This window comes from Sorangium sp. KYC3313, from assembly GCF_052075895.1.
Taxonomy (GTDB): domain Bacteria; phylum Myxococcota_A; class Polyangia; order Polyangiales; family Polyangiaceae; genus Sorangium; species Sorangium cellulosum_B.
Genome location: NZ_CP197255.1, coordinates 9670933 through 9687198, shown reverse-complemented (window position 1 = coordinate 9687198; position 16266 = coordinate 9670933). Strand labels below are relative to the sequence as shown.

Here is a 16266-nt window from a genome sequence, read left to right as displayed (position 1 = left end):
GCGCGGTAGAACGCGTCCATGACGGGGGACGCAGGGTCGAGCACGGCGGGGGCGGAGACGAGGGAGGAGCTCGAGGCGAAGCTCCGTGAGGCGCAGCTGCTCCTCCGCGCGATCCTCGAGACCCTGCCGATTACCGTGTGCAGGTACGACCGCCAGGGGGTCTTCACGTTCCACGACGGCAGGGGGCTCGAGGCCGCCGGCGTGACGCCGGGTCAGCTCCTGGGAGCGAACGTTCTTGAGCTCTTCGCGAACGACCAGGCGACCCTGGAGACCAACCGGCAGGCGCTCGCGGGCAAAGGCGCATACAACATCTACGAGACGCACGGCGCCGCCTGGGAGTCATGGCATATCCCCGTGCGCGACGGGAACGGGGAGCCCGACGGCATGATCACCCTCAGCCTGGACGGCTCCGCGGCGAAGCGGCGCGAGCAGGAGCTCCTGGCGAAAGTCGAGCTCATCGAGACCCAGCAGGAGGTCATCCGCGATCTCTCGACGCCCATCATCGAGGTCTGGGACAAGGTGCTGACCCTCCCCATGGTGGGCGTGGTGGACAGCCTGAGGATCTCCGAGGCGATGGACAACCTGCTCTCGGCGATCGTGAGCAAGGACGCGCGGTACGCGATCCTCGATCTCACCGGCGTCGACGCGGTCGACACGCGGACGGCCGGGTACCTCATCGAGATGATCAAGGCCATCCGGCTCCTCGGCGCGGAGGGGATCATCACGGGGATCCGGGCGAACGTGGCGCAGACGATGATCGCGCTCGGACTCGACCTCTCCGGCGTCACGACCGTCGGCAACCTCCGCGCCGGACTCAAGCTCTGCATGCGGCGCATGGCCGCGGCGGGCGAGGGGGGCGAGCGCGCCGCGGCGGCCAGCGCGCCGGCGAAATAGCGGCTTCCGGCAGGCGCGCGAGGCGCGGCGCGGGCGCGCACCCGCACCCTCGCGCCGGGCGGCGGCGGCTCAGCGATGGATCACGACGCGCGTGGACGGGTCGTCGCGCGTGGCCTGGACCGCGTACCACTCATCGGGCACGGCGGGCTCGGTCCAGTGGAAGAGCCATTTCGCGTCGACCGGCGAGAGGTTCACGCACCCGCCGCTCTGCCCTTCGCCCCAGCGGTCGTGCCAGTAGGCCGCGTGAAGGAGGTACTTGCTGAAGAAGTGCTGGCTCCACGGCACCTCCGCCTCGATCCAGTCGTCCGCGTCGACGTGGGGCGTGATGAGCGTCTTCGTCACCCATTTGCGGCCGATGCTGTACTGGCCGAGCGGGGTCGTGGAAGGCGGCACGAACGGATCGGCCTTCTCCGGCTCCTCGGCCCCGTTGCGCCCGGCCGAGATCAGGGTCGCGAACACGGGGCGGTCGCCCTCGTAGGCGATGAGCCAGCCGTCGAGGGCGGCGATCTCGACCCACGTGTTCCTGGGCCCGCCCGCCGGCGCCGACGGCGGCTCGCCGCCGAGCTGGATCGGGCGGCCCCACGGGGTCCGCGCCCGCCGCGGCTGGACGACGACCGCGTCTCGCTCGAGCACCCAGTGCCCGTCGTCCCGGGTCTCGAGATACGTCAGCTTGCCGACCCGCTTCGATCGGCCCGTCAGCCCGACCCGGGCGAGGCGCTCCCACACGGCGTCCGTCTTCGCGGGCGGGCCTTCCTCCGTGAGGCGGTACTTCGGGCGCGCCTTGTGGCGAAAGAAGGCCATCGGCAGGCGCGCCTCGGCGCCGAGGTGCACCCCCTCGAAGGTGGCGGGCTCGTAGGGCTTGACCTTGTCCTTCGGTATGAACGTCAGATCCGATGCCCAGAGCCATGTCGCCCCGCCGGCCTCGACCTCCTCGGTCCAGGCGACCGACGAGCGCGGGCGGACCTGCATGTGCCGCAGATCGTGGAGCCCCTTGGGCCACGCCGGCGCGTCGATGCCGTCCACGCGGAGGAGGCGCTTGAGCCCGAGCGACTCGCCGTAGCGGTACGGGAGCGGCCGATCGGCGAGCGGGGCATGGGGGATCAGCGCCTGGCGCACGGGATCGGCGGTGTCCAGGGTGGCGCGCTCGCCGTCGACGCACACGTAACCGCGCGGCTCCACGGCGTAGAACGCCGGGCAGCCGCCGGCGCCGCGGATGGGCTCGACGCTCTTCAGGCGGACCGAGCCGCCGATCGAGAGCATGCCGATCCACTGGGCCTTGGGCCGCGGCGCGGACCGGATCCACACCTCGCGGCCCTTGGAGTACACGCGCGCGGATCGCGCCCGCGCCGCCTCCACCTCCGGGACCGGCGCGGCCGGGGCCGAGGCGGCCAGCGCCTCCGGCGGCGGCTCCGGCGCGCTGGAGCGCGCGGAGGGCGCGCTGGAGGGCGAGGGCTCCGCGACCGCCACGCCCGCGCTCCCGGCCGCGTCTGCGCGCGAGCCGGCTTCTTGCCGCGACGGCGTGCACCCGAGCCAGAGGGCGCCGAGGGCAGCGAACCACGAGCGGCCAGACATAGGCACGAGACCCTAGCACGTCGAGCCCGGCCGGCGGAACGACGTGCCAGTCTGGACGAAGGCGCCTGCGCCGCGAACGGAGAGGATCTCGTCGCTCGTGCGGCGATCTGCGGCGACGGCGCCTGGCCGCCGGATTTCGATCGCCGCGGGTGTCACGCTTGCCCCGCTTCGCGCCTAGAGCCGAGGAAGGCCGGCGAGGACAGCCGGTCAGAGAAGACAAGGAGAGATCCCATGCGTCGTTGGCTCAAGGTGACCCTGATCGCGGCCGTCCTCGGAATCCCGACGGCGGCGTATGCTGGGACGCAGCTCATGGGCGGCTGTCCGTGCGCGGATTGCCCGTGCCCCGACTGCCCCTGCGGCTGAGCACCCAGCGCCCTTGGAACCGCGCGCGCGATCGCTGCTCAACGCGTCGATGAGACGCCTCGCCGACGGCGATCGCGCGGCGTTCGAGCCTGTCTACGCCGCCCTCTGGCCGGCGATCGGCGCGTTCTGCCGCCGCATGCTCGGGGGCGGCGCGGACGCGGAGGACGCGGCCCAGCAGGCGCTGCTCAAGGTGTTCGACCGCGCCTGCTCGTTCGATCCCGACGGGGACGCGCTGACCTGGGCGCTCACCATCGCGACGTGGGAGTGCCGCACGGCGCGGCGGCGGCGGTCCCGGTCGAGGGAGGCGCCGGACGAGCATGTCCCGTCGATCGCGGCCGACGTGCCCACGCCGGAGGAGGCGGTGATCGCCCGGGATCTGGACGACGCGGCGCGCGAGGTGCTCGGCACGCTGGCCGAGGCGGATCGCGAGACGCTGAGGGCGACCCTGCTGGAGGGCGATCGCGATCCGTCGGTGTCGAGCGCGGCGCTGCGCAAGCGCCGCGAGCGCGCGTTCGCGCGCCTGCGGGAGGCGTGGAGGAGGATCTATGGAACGTGAGGCGCTTGCGGCCCTGAGCCTGAAGGAGAGGGCCTATCGCGCGTACGAGCGGGGGAGGGCGAGGAGGGCCGCCTGGGCAGCGGCGCCGACGATCGCCGTGGCGCTCGTGGCGGCGCTGATGAGCGACCGTCCGGTCACCACCGCGATCCTCGGCGCGGCGCTCTACGTCGCGGCGGCGCTGCTCTCGTGGCGCGGGCAGCAGCTCGGGCGAGGCGTGCTCCCGGGCGTCGCCGCGGGCCTCGTACCCTTCGCAGCGGCGCACGCGGCGCGCATTTACGGTCACCTGTGCACCCCGGAAGGGTGCGTATCCATCTGCGTCCCTGCCTGCCTGGCGGGCGGGGTCGCCGCCGGCGTGCTGCTCTCGCGGGTGCTGCGCCGGTCGGAGCGGCTCGGGGCGTCCTGGGCCGCGGCGTGCGGCGTCGCCGCCCTGACGGGCGCGCTCGGCTGCGCCTGCGTCGGCTTCGGTGGCGTGGTCGCCCTCGCGGCGGGGCTGCTCACCGGCACCGCGCCGCTCGCCCTCCGCCCTGCGCGCTAGAGCGACGGTCACCCGCTTCGGATACGGGCCCACCTCGACGTTTTCGGTGCTCAGCGCACCGGAGTGCGCTTCCGCGCCGAAAACGCCGATCTGGGCCCGTCTCCTGTGCGGGTGACCGCCGCTCTGCTGCGGCTGTGCAGAGGTGGGCGGAAACCGCTGTAGGCTCTCCGCATGGCGGAAGCCGCTCGCAAGCGCCTCGCGCTGGCCCTCGTCATCGTGGCGGTCGTGCCTGTCGGGCTGATCACCCGGTTCCACGGCGGCCCAGCGTGGCTGCGCAACGGCGCCGGCGCGGTGCTCTATGAGATCGTGTGGATCGCCGGGGCGCAGATCGTGTGGATCGCCGCGCGCACGCACCGGCTGGCGCTCGCGGTCTTCGCCGCGACGTGTGGGATCGAGCTGCTCCAGCTGAGCGAGCTGCCCTGGCTGTCGGCCGCGCGCAGCACCACCCCGGGGCGGCTCCTGCTCGGCGCGAACGGCGGCTTCGATCCCGGCGACTTCGCGCTGTACGGCATCGGCTGCGTCCTTGGTTATGCGCTCTGCCGGCCGCTCCGGGCCTCCCGATGACGCAACGCCGCGCCGCGGCGGTGCGGCGGTTGCGCTGCGCGCCCGGAGGGACCAGGCTGGCGCTCGCGACATCCAGGGACAAGGAGGCGACGTCCATGACCGAGGCTCACCACACCGGCGGCTGCCTGTGCGGGGCGATCCGCTACCGCGCGCGCGGCGCGCCGGCGAGCGTCAATGTTTGCTACTGCAGCCAGTGCCGGCGCCAGACCGGCTCGCCCATGCCGTCGTTCGCCACCTATGCTGACGAGCAGCTCGATCTGCTCTCCGGCTCACCCGCGACCTATCGGTCGTCCAGCTTCGCCGTCCGCCAGTTCTGCTCGACCTGCGGCTCGTCGCTGTTCTGGCGCCGTGACGGGACGCGGGAGCTCGACATCTTCCTGGGCACGATGGACCGGCCCGGCGACCTGCCGCCCCCCGCCTTCCAGCTCTGGACCGTGCACCGCGTGCCCTGGTTGCCCGCCATCCCGGGGGCCACCGACTACCGCGGCGACAAGACCTCGGGCTAGGGCCAATGCCGGTCAGTCAAGGGCCGCGCCGTTCAGAGGGGCTCTGAGCGCGCCGCGGCAGCTGCCCGCCGCGCCGCTCAACGCTCCAGCGCTGAGTGCGGCTCCAGCACGGGGCGCGGCGTCCGCAGCATGACCACGGCGGTGACCACGCAGTAGACGACCGGAGCCGTGGACCATCAGCGCGTAGGGGATGCTGCAACGGAGGCCGCGACGGTCCCGTCGGCAAAGGCGCGCATGAGCGACAGCCGCACCAAGCCGTCCTGTTGCAGCTCGACGCGCTCCTGCGCGATCGGGGGTCTCAGGACGTAGCGCAAAAGCGCCTCCCTCGCCGCGGCATGGTGCGCACCGGCGCGTGTCGCCGCGTGCAAGGTGAAGCCATCCAGCGAGGCGAACAGCGGCTTGTCGTAGGCGAGCGCGCTCGGTAACAGCCTGCGCCGCCACGGGCTTCGGACCTCTGCACCAGCAAGGTCAGCCCGTCGGTCCAAGCGGCGAGCGCCGGCGTCCAGGAACCATCCTCCAGGCGTCGCGTCAGGATCTGAACCCATTCCTCGAGTGGTTGGCCGGCGGCATAGTTGAGGTGCGCCTCGACGTTGGATCCGAACCGCTCGTAAAGGATTGTGCTGTCCTCCTTGGGGGCCGACATTGTGCCAGAGGTCGTGGCGCCCAGCGAGCCCCCCGGTCCGCTCACCCACCGTTTTCAGTAGGTCCAGGTCGGGAGCGGCCAGCCCCCAGGGAGTCCACGAACAGCCGCAGGCTTCGGTTGCGCTCGACGAACTTCTCCAAGTCTCGCAGCTTGCGGAAGGGCTTCGTCAGGGCGTATGCCTGATCGTATTCCTTGAGCTGGAAGTGTCGCCTGCGATCCTTGTCGGACATCGTCTTGTTCAGCAGCTTCTGAAGCTGTGCCTTGGGATCGCCGTGCGTCGTGCTGTCCTTCGGCGAGAAGATCGTCAGCACCCAGGCCTCGGTCTCCTCGACGGCGACGGCGTGCCGCACGAGATGCACGCTCTCGCCCTCCAGCCAGGCGTCGATCTTATCGACCACGCGTCGCCTCAGGATCTCGGCGTAGCCCGGATCGTCGCGACGAGGCTTCTCGACGTCGTACCCCTTATCGTGGGCCTCGGCCGTGTCGATCTGGACCACGACCAGGATCTCCTCGTCGATGGCGTTGCCTACGAACTCGCGGATCCGCCTCCGCTCCACGCACTCGCGCTTCACGCGCCCCCAGCCGCCGCGCTGCGCCTCGTCCTGATCGTGGACGTCGGTCTCGTCCTGATCGTACTCGGGCCGGAGGAACTGGATGTCCTCGAAGTCGAGACCCAGCTTCCCCTTGAGGATGTTGACCAGAACGGCCAGATCCCCGCGCCCCTCGGCGATGAGCCCCACACGCACGTCTCAAAAGTTCCGTGGGATGCCGCCCAGGTGCCCGCGCACCCACAGCTCCGAGAGCTTGAGCTTCTGGCCATCCGGCTGCGGCTTGGCCTTGATCCGCTTGGTGAGGGTGTGCCCCTCGTCGTTGCGATAGACCACGAACAGGCGCTGCGCGTCGTCGTTGAGGTTGAGGCCGTCGAGGGTGGACGGGTTCTGGGTTGTGATCAGTGCCTGCTTGTCGTGCTTCACCGCAAGCTCGGCGAGCTGCTTCATGAGGTCGCGGCAGAGCTGGGGGTTGAGGGCGGTGTCGATGTTGTCGATGCCCAGGACTCGCGGCGTGCCCTCGCTTACCAACAGCGTCAGGTGGAACAGCACGTGGAGAACGCCCTCGTTGACGTTCTCTGCTGAGAAGATGTTGTTCTTCCGGCGCATGTGCTTGTCGTGAAAGTAGAGGATCGACTGGCTCTTGCCGAGTTTATGGCCTTCGTACTTAAGTTGATCCGTGGGATCCACCACGACGTCTTCCAACCAGGAGACACACTTGGCGCGCTTCAGCAGATCGGCCCATACGTCGGGCTTCAAGGTGGAGATCGCGTAGTCGAGAGTCTCGCCATAGATCCCGAGCGGGGCCCGACGGCTTACTGTCTGAAGGCCCCTCAAGGCGAGCGCGCTGGCATTGTAGATGGCAAAGTCCCCCAGGATCTCACCGAGTAGAGCATGGCTGCCTACCTCATCTGCTGACGAAATTAAGGCTTCGGAAAGATCCTTTAGGTCAGTCGGCTCAAGCACGGTAGCAAGAACTGCCGCGAGGTTCGTCAGCTCGGCATCTTTGTTCTCGGCGGCTGAGCGATTAAAGCGTTCCATCGCGTCAGCCAGAACTCGCGCCCGCTCCATTGCGTCGGGGTCAGAACCCAGCTTGAACGTTGCCCTTCTGCTACCCCTTTTCTCAGACCATTTGACCTCACCAGCAGAGCCCTCCTCAGCTACAATCCGCAGCCTTCGGTATAAGTGCCCGCCAGAGGGATCAGCATCGAACCCGCACTCGATCACGATCTCCTTCCCTCGATTGCCCGGGAACGAGCTCCGCATAATCGACGGCTTGGCGACCCGCATCCCCCGGTTGAACAGCTCCTCGACGCTGAGCTTGTCGGTCAGGGCCGCCCCTGCCATGGCCACAGCCTCGAGGATGTTCGTCTTGCCGCAGCCGTTCTCCCCGATGAAGACGTTGATCCGCCCCAGCTCGATCGTATGGTCGAGGATCGACTTGTAGTTCTTGATCTTCAGCTCGCGGATCATCTTCAGCGCTCGGGCTACGCATACCCGTGCCCCCCGCCTTCGGCAACCCCGCGCGTATGGACTGGCGCTGCCCCCGCCGCACGGCGTAACACCGTCCGCCCGCATACGCCCGTCCCCTCGCCGGCGTCTCCCCCGCCTCCTCGGCGCCGCCTCCCTCCTGGCCGCCACCGCCGCCACCCCCGCCGCCAAGCTCACCTACGTCCGCCAGGCCGGCGCCTCCCGGTGCCCCGATGAGGCCGAGCTCCGCCAGGCCGTCGCCGCCCGTCTCGGCTACGACCCCTTCTTCCCCTGGGCCAAAAGCAGCGTGGTCGCGGAGAGCTCGCGGGCCCGCACCGGGTACCACGGCCGGGTGCTCATCTTCGACGCGGACGGCCTCTCCCTCGGCGAGCGCACCCTCGACGCCACCAGCGACGACTGCGCCGAGATGCTGCGCGCCTTCGCCGTCGCCATCAGCATCGCCGTCGACGACCTGGTCCTCGATCCCGCCCCCGCCCCTCCTTCCACGCCCCCTCCCGCCCCCACGAGCCTGCCGCCCGCCGAACCAGCCTCCGCGCCTCCGCCGCCCCCGCCACGAGCACTGTGCCCTTGCGGCCCTGTGGCGCCGCGTCGGCCGGGCGCGAGGCGGCGCCGAGCGACGCGTCGTCCACCTGCGAGGCCGAGCCGGAGGACGACGACGGCGGCGACGGGCTCGCCGGGATCGCGGTCATTACGCGCGGCGGCAACGGCGGCGGCGGGATGGGAGGGCCGTCGATCGGTATCGCCTACATGGACGAGGATCGGGTCATCCTTGAGGACGTCACCTTCGCGATCGGCGCTCCGGGCACGGGCGGCGCGACCTACACGGGGGACAGCGAGGCGGCCGACGACGGCTTCGCCGCCGAGAAGTACCGCTTCACGCCGTGAGCGCGGCCGGCGCCGTCCCCGTCGGGCTCGTTCGCGACGCGGCAGCTGACGGGGGGAGCGGTAGCCGCGCCTATTCCGGCGAGCGGACGCCGACGGGTCTCCGCCGGATGACGACAGGCTCCACCTCGGATGACGATGAACCCCCCGTCGGATGACGACGGGTACCCGCCTCGATGACGACGTCTCCGGGCGGGATGACGATGGCTCGCCGCCCGATGCCGACGGGGGTCGGCCGGATGCCGATGGGTGCCGGCCGCATGCCGGCGGGCCTCGGCTTCGATGCCGATGTCTCCATCCCCGGTGACGATGGCTCCCAGGCGGATGACGACGACATCCACCTCAGATGACGACGGCCCCCTCTCGGAATGACGATGCCCTCCGCCGCGATGCCGACGGCCCCCTCTCGGAATGACGATGCCCTCCGCCGCGATGCCGACGGCCTCGCGCGCCGCGTGGTTTACCGTTGCGCCAGTCGTCCGCCGACGAGATCCGTGACTTGGGCGAGGGCATGGTCGGCCTCGACCGGCCCGATCGTGCACCGGGCGCTGTCGAGCTCACAAGGAACGTCGCGCGATCACGCGCTGCAGCATGCTCGGCGATGAGCCACCGGCCGCAGCGCTTCGCTTGGGTCGGCCGAATCTATAACTGTATGAATCTATGATGGTCCTCGCTTGACTGACCGGCATTGCGGCCAGGGCCGGCCAGGGCCGGATCGAGGAGCGGCGGCTCCGGCCTCAAGGCCCGCCGATGGGCAGCTCGATGGTGAACGTCGCGCCCTCGCCCGGCGCGCTCAGCACGCGGACCGTCGCGTGATTCATCGCGTTCGCGAGCAGATTGACGACCACCTGCTCGAGGACGGGCTCGCTCGCGCAGACGTTCCGCGCGGACCCAGCGGCAGACATCTCATAGCACCCGGATCTGCGGTCGGGAGGTTCGCGCCGCGTTCCTCCCGACCGCCGGCCGAGCGTCCCTCAGGACCCCTCGGCCGCCTGGCCTCCCTCGGCCGCGCTCTTCGCCTCTTCCTCCGCGATCTTCGCTCGCACCTCGTCCATGTCGAGCGAGCGCACCTTCTCGATCACCTGATCGAGCGCCGACGCGGGCAGCGAGCCTGCCTCCGCGAACAGGAGGACCTTCTCGCGGAAGATGAAGAGCGTCGGGATCGACCGGATGTTGAAGGCCTGCGCCAGATCCTTCTGCTCGTCCGTGTTGATCTTCCCGAACACGATGTCCGCGTGCTTCCCGGAGGCCTTCTCGAAGACGGGCCCGAAGACCCGGCAGGGGCCGCACCAGGGCGCCCACCAGTCGACGAGGACGATGCCGTTCGACTCGACCGTCTTCTCGAAATTCTCCGCGTTGAGCTCGATTGTACTCATCCGCGGAGCATACCCCCGAGGCAAGCCCGTGTCGCCGAGCGAGCGGCCAGACGCCGCCGGCGGCGCTCAGGGCGCGTTGGCAGACGATGATGGGCTCGATCGCCTCGACGAGGAGCTGCTCGACGCGCTCTTTCCCGATGTCGGCGGCGCGGGCGAGCCGCTCCAGCGTGCTCCGCCACCGAGGGAGAGCCCCGCGTCCCGGCTCCGCCCGGGCGCCGTGCTACACCATCGGCAACGCTTACCGTCGAAGGAGAGGTCGCCATGATGAACGCGTCAGTTCAATCCCTCGCCGATGCCATGGATCTCGGGTCGTTGCTGCAGGAAATCCGGGATCGACATGGCGAGTTCGATCTCCTCGCCCACTGGAAGCAGGGCGAGTTCCACCACGACGTGGTCCTCCGGGTGCACCGCTTCGCGCCGCTGCCGGCGCCGGTGCTCGTCGTGAGCACGAACTGCAACGGCGGCGTAAAGGAAGTGCTCTGCTTCGGCGACGTCCCGGAGCGTTATGCCCTCTGGCACCATCGCTGCCCCGGAGTGCCGGAGTTCTCCGGCGAGCTGCCGCCCATCGCCGCGCAGGCGCGGACGTCGCACTACTTCGATCCGTGCGAGCTACTCGTGGCCGACGCGCGCAGCGAGCTGCGCCCCGAGTTCCGCGAGCGCGACGTGGGTGGAGGGTGGCGCCCGCGGTGCGGACAGGCCGGCTCGCCGTTCGACGCCGAGCCCGGATGAGCGCGCGGGTCGGCGCCAGGGGAGGCGTGCTCGTGATGTGCCGGTGATCCCGGCCGCGCGAGGCCCCTCCGGCGGGCGAGCTCGCTCAGCGGCGCCTTTCGCCCATCGCGCCTCGCCCCGTGGCGCGGGCCGCGCAGAAGGCCGCGTCGAGCCGCCAGGCCGCGCGCGACGCCTCGCCCGCCGTCGCGCCGCGCGCGCCCGCGGCCGCGGCGATCGCCTTCCTGAAGTGCGCGCCGGCCCTGCGGCGCTCGATCGCGACGAGCGCCAGGCAGAGCGCGACGAGCAGCACGTCACGGGCGCTCGGCGCCGGCAGCGTCCACGCGAGCCAGCCGGTGGCGATCGCGAGCATCGCGGTACAGAGCTCCCAGGAAGCAGCGCGCTCGGTGCCCTCCGACTCCGCCGTGGCGGCCAGCGCGCGCGTCACGCTGGGTGGCGGCTCGAGCTCCCCTCCGGAGAGCTCCGGCGCCCCTGCGCCTGGATTAACGGTCGCGCCGGCGCTCGCCGCGGGGCGCGCCAGGGACGCTGCGACTGCGTTCGTTGCCGCACCGGGATGGATTGAGCTCATACAAACACCCTCCTCGCCTTGCCGTCCGGCCCTGCACGATCCCCAGGCTCGCACGTTGCGCGCCAACATGAAAAGAGCGACCCGACGTGCTCGGCGAGTCTGGAGCACGCATTGCGTGCGCATCTGTTGTGCAGGACACGCAATCGGTGCATCTGTTGTGCAGAACACGCAATTGACCCGGGCCGCGCTCGAGGCTTGCTCGCGCCGGGGGCGTAGGGGGGGCTTGTCGCTCTATATCGTACCTTCGTTGGTCTGGCGCGAGGCGCGGGCTCTCTTGGCGGAGCGGAGGGACGCGGCGGCGTCCATCAGGGCAGGGAGATCGGGAGTGCCGTCGCCGCCGCTCGCGCGTCGACCGGCACCGGGGTCCGTGAGCCGAGCCGGACCACCTCGCGGTCCTCCAGCGCGCGCAGCAGCTTGACCTGCACGCCGAGCGGGAGATCCCCGATCTCGTCGAGGTAGAGCGTGCCGCCCTCGGCGGTCTCGAGCAGGCCGTGCTTCATGGTGAGCGCCGTCGGGGACGCCCCCTGCTCGTGGCCGAAGAGCTCGCTCTCCGAAGACGAGCGCCTTGGCGCGCTCCGTCGGCGCCGTGGTCGACCGAGATCCGGGGGGCGAAGCCTGCTGCCCGCCGTGTTCAACAGGCCTCGCTCCTCCCGGCGAAAGCCATGCTAGCCCAGCAGCTTGGGCCGGTGCCCGGAGGCTCGCTGCTCGCGGTGAGCAACAAGCATCCTGTGCCGCGCGCCGTCTGGCAGTCCCCCGCGCTGGATCCATCTCCTGGCGCGTTCGCCCGCCCACACGCGCGCTCCTGCACATCGCGACCTCGCACGCCGCCGGGCGCCCGGTTCGAGTAGCATCCGGCCCATCCTCTTCAACGCCCGCGAGCCCGCAGCCCATGCACTCCCGTCCGACCACCATCGGCGTCCTCACGCCCTTCCTCGACGGTTTTTATTTCACCTCCGTCCTCAGGGGGATCCATCAGGCGGCGCAGGAGCGCGGCCATCGTGTCCTGGTGGTACGCGGCACGCCAGCGTACGTCCAGGCGCCCTCGCTCGCCCGGGACCAGGTGGACGGGTGGATCGTCGTGCTCGCCACGGATGGCATCGAGCTCCTCGCGCAGGCGCGTGTCCCGCTCGTCACGGTCAGCTCCTGCGCCCCCGAGGCGGGCTGTCCGACCGTCATGCCGGACAACCGCGAGGGCGTCCGGAGCGCGGTGCGCCACCTGATCGAGCACGGACACCGGCGCATCGCGTTCGTCGGTTGCATGGATCAGGACGACATCCGCGCGCGCTTCGACGGTTACATGGAGACGCTCATCGAGAGCGGGATCCCCTTCGATCCCGGCCTCGTCTTCGACGCCGACAACAACTGGCACTCTGGCGGCCAGCGCGCCGCAGAGGCGCTCATCGCGCGCAGGGGAGAGCTCACGGCCGCGGTCGTCGCCACGGACAAGAACGCGCTCGGGATGATGTCGGCCCTCCAGGCCGCCGGATACCGCATCCCCGACGATCTGGCGATCATCGGCTTCGACGACATCACCGATGCGCAGTGGTCGACCCCTCCGCTGACGACCGTGCGCCAGCGCTTCGACGCCCTCGGAGCGCTCGCGTACGAGCTCGTGCTGGCGCGGCTCGCAGGCCGGGTCGTGCCGTCCGGGCCCGTGCTCGCGCCGACCACGTTCGTCAGGCGGCGGACGTGCGGGTGCGACCCGCTCCGCGGCTTGCTCCACCGGAAGGGCGCGGCGCCCGACGACGACCTCGGCGCCATCGAACGGCAGATGGTCGAGCTGCTCCTCCGCCTGCCGCTCCCGCCCGAGACGCCCCCGACGGCCGTTTGGCCCGGTGTCGCCGCCGTGATCGCTGGATATGCCGCGGCGCTCGAGGGCGCCGCGCCCCCGCCCGCGGCCGAGATCGACGAGGCCTGTCAGCAGGCCGTCCGCCTCACGCCTGACGTGGAGAGCCTCATGGGGATCGCCCGCCTCCTCGGCCGGTCCGGACAGCGACGCCGCGCGCGCCTGGACAGGGAAGCAGCGGAGTCCGCGGAGGAGCGAGCCGAGGCGTTCCAGGAGCGGCTGCGCCTCTCGCTCATGCTGGCTCGCGTCGAGATGGAGCGGCAGTTCGTCGACGAGCTCGGGGCGCTCACGCGGTCCGATCACGAGGTGAGCCTCGCGCTGCTCGGCGGCAGCCAGGAGGACTCGCGCTCGCTCTCCTGGCTCGACTCGACCGCCGCCGTCTGGGGCTGCCTCGCGCTCTGGGAAGACCCGGCGACCCGCGCGCGCCTCGTCATCGCCGGCGCCTACAGCCGCGATGGCAGCCCGACTCCCTCGCTCGGCGCCGCCTGCGCGCGGGAGGATTTCCCGCCCGCCGAGCGCTTGCCAGCGTCGACCGCCGGCGGCCCGTTCATGGTGACGCTCCTGCCGATCCGCACGCTCCGCCACGACTGGGGGGTCCTCGCGATCGTCGGCCCGAGCTCGATCGAGGTCGCCGGCGACGAGGGCACGATCTCCATCTGGGGGGCGCTCCTCGGCGCCGCCCTCGAGCGGGACGCGCTCGTGCAGTCGCTCTCCGAGCAGCACGCGAGCCTCCAGGAGGCCTATCAGCGCGAGCGCACCCTCTCGGCCGCGGTGCACGAGCTCGGCTGCCCGCTCCTCCCGCTCATGCCTGGCGTGCTGCTCGTCCCGCTCGTCGGCGAGCTCGATGGAGATCGCGCCCGGCAGATGCTCGAGCGGGTGGTCGAGGGGGTGGGCCGACACGGGGCGCGCTGCGTGCTGCTCGATATCACGGGTGTTCCGAGCATCGACGCCCAGGTGGCCCACGCGCTCGGGCAGACGCAGCGCGCGGCCTCCCTGCTCGGCGCCCGCGTCCGCCTCGTCGGCGTGCGCCCCGAGCTCGCGATGCGCCTCGTCGCCCTCGATATCCACCTCGGCGATCTGTCCAGCCACCAGTCGCTGGCGTCGGCGCTCGAGGACCTCGTGTCGACAGGCGTCCCCTCGCTCCGCACGAGGCGGAATGACGCGGCGGAAGCGCCGCCGCGTTCGTCGCGCAACGCGACCTCGGACACGGGGCGTCGCGGAGGAGCGGTGTGACGCTCCGCGCGTCGCGCTGAGCGCGCGCAGCGCTGTGCCTCCTGCCTCGGCGTGCCGCCCGCGCTGGTCTCGCGTGGCGGTGAGCACGTCTCGAACGTGCATGTCGTCTCCCACGGTGGACGGCGAGGCGCGCAAGGTGCTGCGCGCGGCGAGCGTGTTTGGCGACGTCTTCTGCAAGGGGGAAACAATTTATACACGCAGAAATAATCATGAATAGTTTCGAAATGTTGTCTGCTGTGCCCGGTAGCTGGGCGGCAAGCGCGGGGAGGCCGGGCGGAGCTGTACGGGACCATGGGCGCGCGCGCCCGTGCCGGTGCTGACTGTCGCGGGTCGTCAAGGGCGCGGCTTCGGATCGCTGCGCTTGGGGCACGCGTTCGGGGCTGTGGTCGTTCACCATCCAGCAGCTCGACATGGAGGAACTCGGCGCGGCCGCCGTCGAGCACATGGCGCCGGAGCCGATCGGCGCGGCCCCTCGCCGCAGCGCGGGCGTCGGGCCGGGGGGCCGCTCCACGCCTAGCCGACGTCGAGCTCCCCGGGCACGAACTCGGGGCCGCCATCGTCCACCTAGGCATGCTCGGGGAGAGTTTGCAGATGTCGAAGCGGACGTCGGTCAACTCGGCTAGTTCCGCGTGTCAGAAATCCCGCCAAAAAAAGATGGAGGTAGCTCGCGCCTGCTCTAAATCGGCAACTGCGCCGTTGAAGTGAATTGCTCACCGATGGACACAATATTGGATCCAATACCACCACCTGACTTCCGAAAGTGGTATATGAATCTGTCAATTCAGGCACGTGTCGGAACTGTAACTTGCGGCTCCAGCGTCCGAGCAGATCAGCCATAACAACGGCAAGTCCGACGTTGCGTTCACAGTTCGCACCAATGGCCGCAGGGCCCCGACTCTGCGGGATCAGACTTCCTTGATGAGCCCATTGCATCGTTGGTGCGGATTTCACGCCGTCGTGATCGCCGAGATCACCGCATCGTGATCGCTCGGATCAGCGCATCGTGATCACCCGGATCACCATCGTGATCAGCGGGATCACGGTCGTGATCGCGCGGATCGCTGCTCGTGATCGCGCTGGTGCATCCTGCGCGGCTCACGAGGCTGAGGCGTAGCGGCGCTGGACGTCGGGTCCACCCACCCGGGCCTCGGAGGAGGGTCCCAGGTGGCGACGGAGCGACTGTCCATGCACAAAACGCGAGAGATTCTTCGGCAGAAGTGGCTCCTGAGCCGCACGCACCGGCAGACGGCGACGAGCAACGGCACCCTGCGGTAGCATCCCAACGGTCTGCGGTACACCGCCTTCTGCAACCGGTACCGGGCGTGGCTCGCGCGGCGCGGCCTGGTGATGCGCCAGGTGCACGTCGCGGGCGAGAAGATGCGTGTACCCAGCTCGCACTCGCAGGTGGAGCGTATCTTGCGCGGCCTTTCGAGCACAAGGACAGTCCCGACGCGGCTTTCGAGCGCCGAGAGCGACGCTTCTCCGCGGCGTGCGACGGGTTCGACGTGCATTGCGCGGTGCGCATCGCAGCGGATGACGATCAGAGGCGCGAGAGGCTCGTGCGGTACTGCTCCCGCCCGGCCTTCGCACTCGATCGAATCGAGCTCCTGCCCCATGGGCGTATAGCGTACTTGCTGAAGACACCTCGGCGACTCAGCGGTGGTGCGCCGCATCCTCGATTATCTGAACTTGCCAGCGCAGCCCCGAACGGCAGCACCCGCGCGCGATCCAACGTGGGAACCGATGGCGTTCGGGTTCGACGCGGCGTAGGTGGGCACCCGGCCAGAGCCCGTCATGGCGAACGCACGTCGCGGTCGTCGAGCCAGAGCTGCACCCAATGCACGGCGCGCGGGCCCTGCGACGGGGCGTGCGGGTGTTTGATACGCGATAGACGGCTCGCCCGGCGCCGTTCCCGCGGGGCTTGACACGGGCGAGAGCTCTATCGTTTCCTATCCGCTCCAGG

18 protein-coding genes and 1 pseudogene are annotated in these 16266 nt (G+C 70.4%); 11 read left to right on the top strand and 8 right to left on the bottom strand.

What is annotated here, in order from left to right; translation table 11 throughout:
- Positions 1 to 18 precede the first annotated feature (18 nt).
- Positions 19 to 894, top strand: a complete 876-nt coding sequence (locus tag ACSRUE_RS36665; protein WP_441287631.1) for an STAS domain-containing protein — start codon at positions 19 to 21, stop codon at positions 892 to 894.
- A gap of 69 nt (positions 895 to 963) precedes the next feature.
- On the opposite strand, the gene ACSRUE_RS36660 is transcribed toward ACSRUE_RS36665, so the two are convergent.
- Positions 964 to 2466: a L,D-transpeptidase gene (locus ACSRUE_RS36660; protein ID WP_441287630.1), complete on the bottom strand. Its 1503-nt coding sequence runs from the start codon at positions 2464 to 2466 to the stop codon at positions 964 to 966.
- A 231-nt stretch (positions 2467 to 2697) separates the two neighbouring features.
- Between ACSRUE_RS36660 and ACSRUE_RS36655 the strand changes: the two genes are divergently transcribed.
- The 5 genes from ACSRUE_RS36655 (at position 2698) to ACSRUE_RS36635 (ending at position 4990) form a co-directional block, all read left to right on the top strand.
- Positions 2698 to 2829, top strand: a complete 132-nt coding sequence (locus ACSRUE_RS36655) for a hypothetical protein (RefSeq protein ID WP_437768773.1) — start codon at positions 2698 to 2700, stop codon at positions 2827 to 2829.
- Between the two features lie 49 nt (positions 2830 to 2878).
- The gene (locus ACSRUE_RS36650; protein WP_441287629.1) at positions 2879 to 3385 is read left to right on the top strand and encodes an RNA polymerase sigma factor; all 507 of its coding nucleotides are present in this window, start codon (positions 2879 to 2881) and stop codon (positions 3383 to 3385) included.
- The gene (locus ACSRUE_RS36645; RefSeq protein WP_441287628.1) at positions 3375 to 3920 is read left to right on the top strand and encodes a hypothetical protein; all 546 of its coding nucleotides are present in this window, start codon (positions 3375 to 3377) and stop codon (positions 3918 to 3920) included. The genes ACSRUE_RS36650 and ACSRUE_RS36645 overlap by 11 nt, the downstream gene beginning before the upstream one ends.
- 171 nt (positions 3921 to 4091) lie before the next feature.
- Entirely contained in the window at positions 4092 to 4484 is a 393-nt protein-coding gene (locus ACSRUE_RS36640) for a DUF2809 domain-containing protein (RefSeq protein WP_441287627.1), read from the top strand.
- Positions 4485 to 4579: 95 nt separating this feature from the next.
- Positions 4580 to 4990, top strand: a complete 411-nt coding sequence (locus ACSRUE_RS36635; RefSeq protein WP_437579681.1) for a GFA family protein — start codon at positions 4580 to 4582, stop codon at positions 4988 to 4990.
- A 684-nt stretch (positions 4991 to 5674) separates the two neighbouring features.
- On the opposite strand, the gene ACSRUE_RS36630 is transcribed toward ACSRUE_RS36635, so the two are convergent.
- From ACSRUE_RS36630 to ACSRUE_RS36620, 3 genes are all read right to left on the bottom strand, one after another.
- Positions 5675 to 6379, bottom strand: a complete 705-nt coding sequence (locus tag ACSRUE_RS36630; RefSeq protein ID WP_441287626.1) for a hypothetical protein — start codon at positions 6377 to 6379, stop codon at positions 5675 to 5677.
- Between the two features lie 3 nt (positions 6380 to 6382).
- Complete coding sequence (locus ACSRUE_RS36625) at positions 6383 to 7654, bottom strand: AAA family ATPase (RefSeq protein ID WP_441287625.1); 1272 nt, start codon at positions 7652 to 7654, stop codon at positions 6383 to 6385.
- 270 nt (positions 7655 to 7924) lie between these two features.
- A complete protein-coding gene (locus ACSRUE_RS36620; protein ID WP_441287624.1) occupies positions 7925 to 8104 on the bottom strand; it encodes a hypothetical protein in 180 nt (59 codons plus the stop codon).
- Between the two features lie 135 nt (positions 8105 to 8239).
- Between ACSRUE_RS36620 and ACSRUE_RS36615 the strand changes: the two genes are divergently transcribed.
- Positions 8240 to 8557, top strand: coding sequence for a hypothetical protein (locus tag ACSRUE_RS36615; RefSeq protein ID WP_441287623.1), 318 nt, complete (start codon positions 8240 to 8242; stop codon positions 8555 to 8557).
- A 173-nt stretch (positions 8558 to 8730) separates the two neighbouring features.
- On the top strand, positions 8731 to 8904 hold the full coding sequence (locus ACSRUE_RS36610) for a hypothetical protein (protein ID WP_441287622.1): 174 nt from the start codon (positions 8731 to 8733) through the stop codon (positions 8902 to 8904).
- A 387-nt stretch (positions 8905 to 9291) separates the two neighbouring features.
- On the opposite strand, the gene ACSRUE_RS36605 is transcribed toward ACSRUE_RS36610, so the two are convergent.
- Both ACSRUE_RS36605 and trxA read right to left on the bottom strand, forming a co-directional pair.
- Entirely contained in the window at positions 9292 to 9459 is a 168-nt protein-coding gene (locus tag ACSRUE_RS36605) for a hypothetical protein (protein ID WP_441287621.1), read from the bottom strand.
- Positions 9460 to 9528: 69 nt separating this feature from the next.
- Positions 9529 to 9930: a thioredoxin gene (gene trxA, locus ACSRUE_RS36600; protein WP_441287620.1), complete on the bottom strand. Its 402-nt coding sequence runs from the start codon at positions 9928 to 9930 to the stop codon at positions 9529 to 9531.
- A 261-nt stretch (positions 9931 to 10191) separates the two neighbouring features.
- Between trxA and ACSRUE_RS36595 the strand changes: the two genes are divergently transcribed.
- Positions 10192 to 10659: a hypothetical protein gene (locus ACSRUE_RS36595; protein WP_441287619.1), complete on the top strand. Its 468-nt coding sequence runs from the start codon at positions 10192 to 10194 to the stop codon at positions 10657 to 10659.
- Between the two features lie 85 nt (positions 10660 to 10744).
- Here ACSRUE_RS36595 and ACSRUE_RS36590 read toward each other — a convergent pair whose 3' ends face one another.
- Both ACSRUE_RS36590 and ACSRUE_RS36585 read right to left on the bottom strand, forming a co-directional pair.
- Positions 10745 to 11083, bottom strand: coding sequence for a hypothetical protein (locus tag ACSRUE_RS36590; RefSeq protein ID WP_437768767.1), 339 nt, complete (start codon positions 11081 to 11083; stop codon positions 10745 to 10747).
- Positions 11084 to 11556: 473 nt separating this feature from the next.
- Positions 11557 to 11775 (bottom strand): annotated as a pseudogene (locus ACSRUE_RS36585) (sigma 54-interacting transcriptional regulator); the annotation flags it as partial.
- A 338-nt stretch (positions 11776 to 12113) separates the two neighbouring features.
- Between ACSRUE_RS36585 and ACSRUE_RS36580 the strand changes: the two are divergent.
- The gene (locus ACSRUE_RS36580) at positions 12114 to 14303 is read left to right on the top strand and encodes a substrate-binding domain-containing protein (RefSeq protein WP_441287618.1); all 2190 of its coding nucleotides are present in this window, start codon (positions 12114 to 12116) and stop codon (positions 14301 to 14303) included.
- Positions 14304 to 15370: 1067 nt separating this feature from the next.
- Complete coding sequence (locus ACSRUE_RS36575; RefSeq protein ID WP_441287617.1) at positions 15371 to 16228, top strand: transposase; 858 nt, start codon at positions 15371 to 15373, stop codon at positions 16226 to 16228.
- Positions 16229 to 16266 lie beyond the last annotated feature (38 nt).

Excerpts from the sequence above, each read along its gene's own strand:
- ACSRUE_RS36665 (WP_441287631.1), top strand. The coding sequence starts at position 19 with ATGACGGGGGACGCAGGGTCGAGCACGGCGGGGGCGGAGACGAGGGAG.
- ACSRUE_RS36650 (WP_441287629.1), top strand. The coding sequence starts at position 2,879 with ATGAGACGCCTCGCCGACGGCGATCGCGCGGCGTTCGAGCCTGTCTAC.
- ACSRUE_RS36660 (WP_441287630.1), bottom strand. The coding sequence starts at position 2,466 with ATGTCTGGCCGCTCGTGGTTCGCTGCCCTCGGCGCCCTCTGGCTCGGG.
- ACSRUE_RS36625 (WP_441287625.1), bottom strand. The coding sequence starts at position 7,654 with ATGATCCGCGAGCTGAAGATCAAGAACTACAAGTCGATCCTCGACCAT.
- ACSRUE_RS36605 (WP_441287621.1), bottom strand. The coding sequence starts at position 9,459 with ATGTCTGCCGCTGGGTCCGCGCGGAACGTCTGCGCGAGCGAGCCCGTC.
- ACSRUE_RS36645 (WP_441287628.1), top strand. The coding sequence starts at position 3,375 with ATGGAACGTGAGGCGCTTGCGGCCCTGAGCCTGAAGGAGAGGGCCTAT.
- ACSRUE_RS36635 (WP_437579681.1), top strand. The coding sequence starts at position 4,580 with ATGACCGAGGCTCACCACACCGGCGGCTGCCTGTGCGGGGCGATCCGC.
- ACSRUE_RS36655 (WP_437768773.1), top strand. The coding sequence starts at position 2,698 with ATGCGTCGTTGGCTCAAGGTGACCCTGATCGCGGCCGTCCTCGGAATC.
- ACSRUE_RS36620 (WP_441287624.1), bottom strand. The coding sequence starts at position 8,104 with ATGGCGACGGCGAAGGCGCGCAGCATCTCGGCGCAGTCGTCGCTGGTG.
- ACSRUE_RS36640 (WP_441287627.1), top strand. The coding sequence starts at position 4,092 with ATGGCGGAAGCCGCTCGCAAGCGCCTCGCGCTGGCCCTCGTCATCGTG.
- trxA (WP_441287620.1), bottom strand. The coding sequence starts at position 9,930 with ATGAGTACAATCGAGCTCAACGCGGAGAATTTCGAGAAGACGGTCGAG.
- ACSRUE_RS36580 (WP_441287618.1), top strand. The coding sequence starts at position 12,114 with ATGCACTCCCGTCCGACCACCATCGGCGTCCTCACGCCCTTCCTCGAC.
- ACSRUE_RS36595 (WP_441287619.1), top strand. The coding sequence starts at position 10,192 with ATGATGAACGCGTCAGTTCAATCCCTCGCCGATGCCATGGATCTCGGG.
- ACSRUE_RS36610 (WP_441287622.1), top strand. The coding sequence starts at position 8,731 with ATGACGACGTCTCCGGGCGGGATGACGATGGCTCGCCGCCCGATGCCG.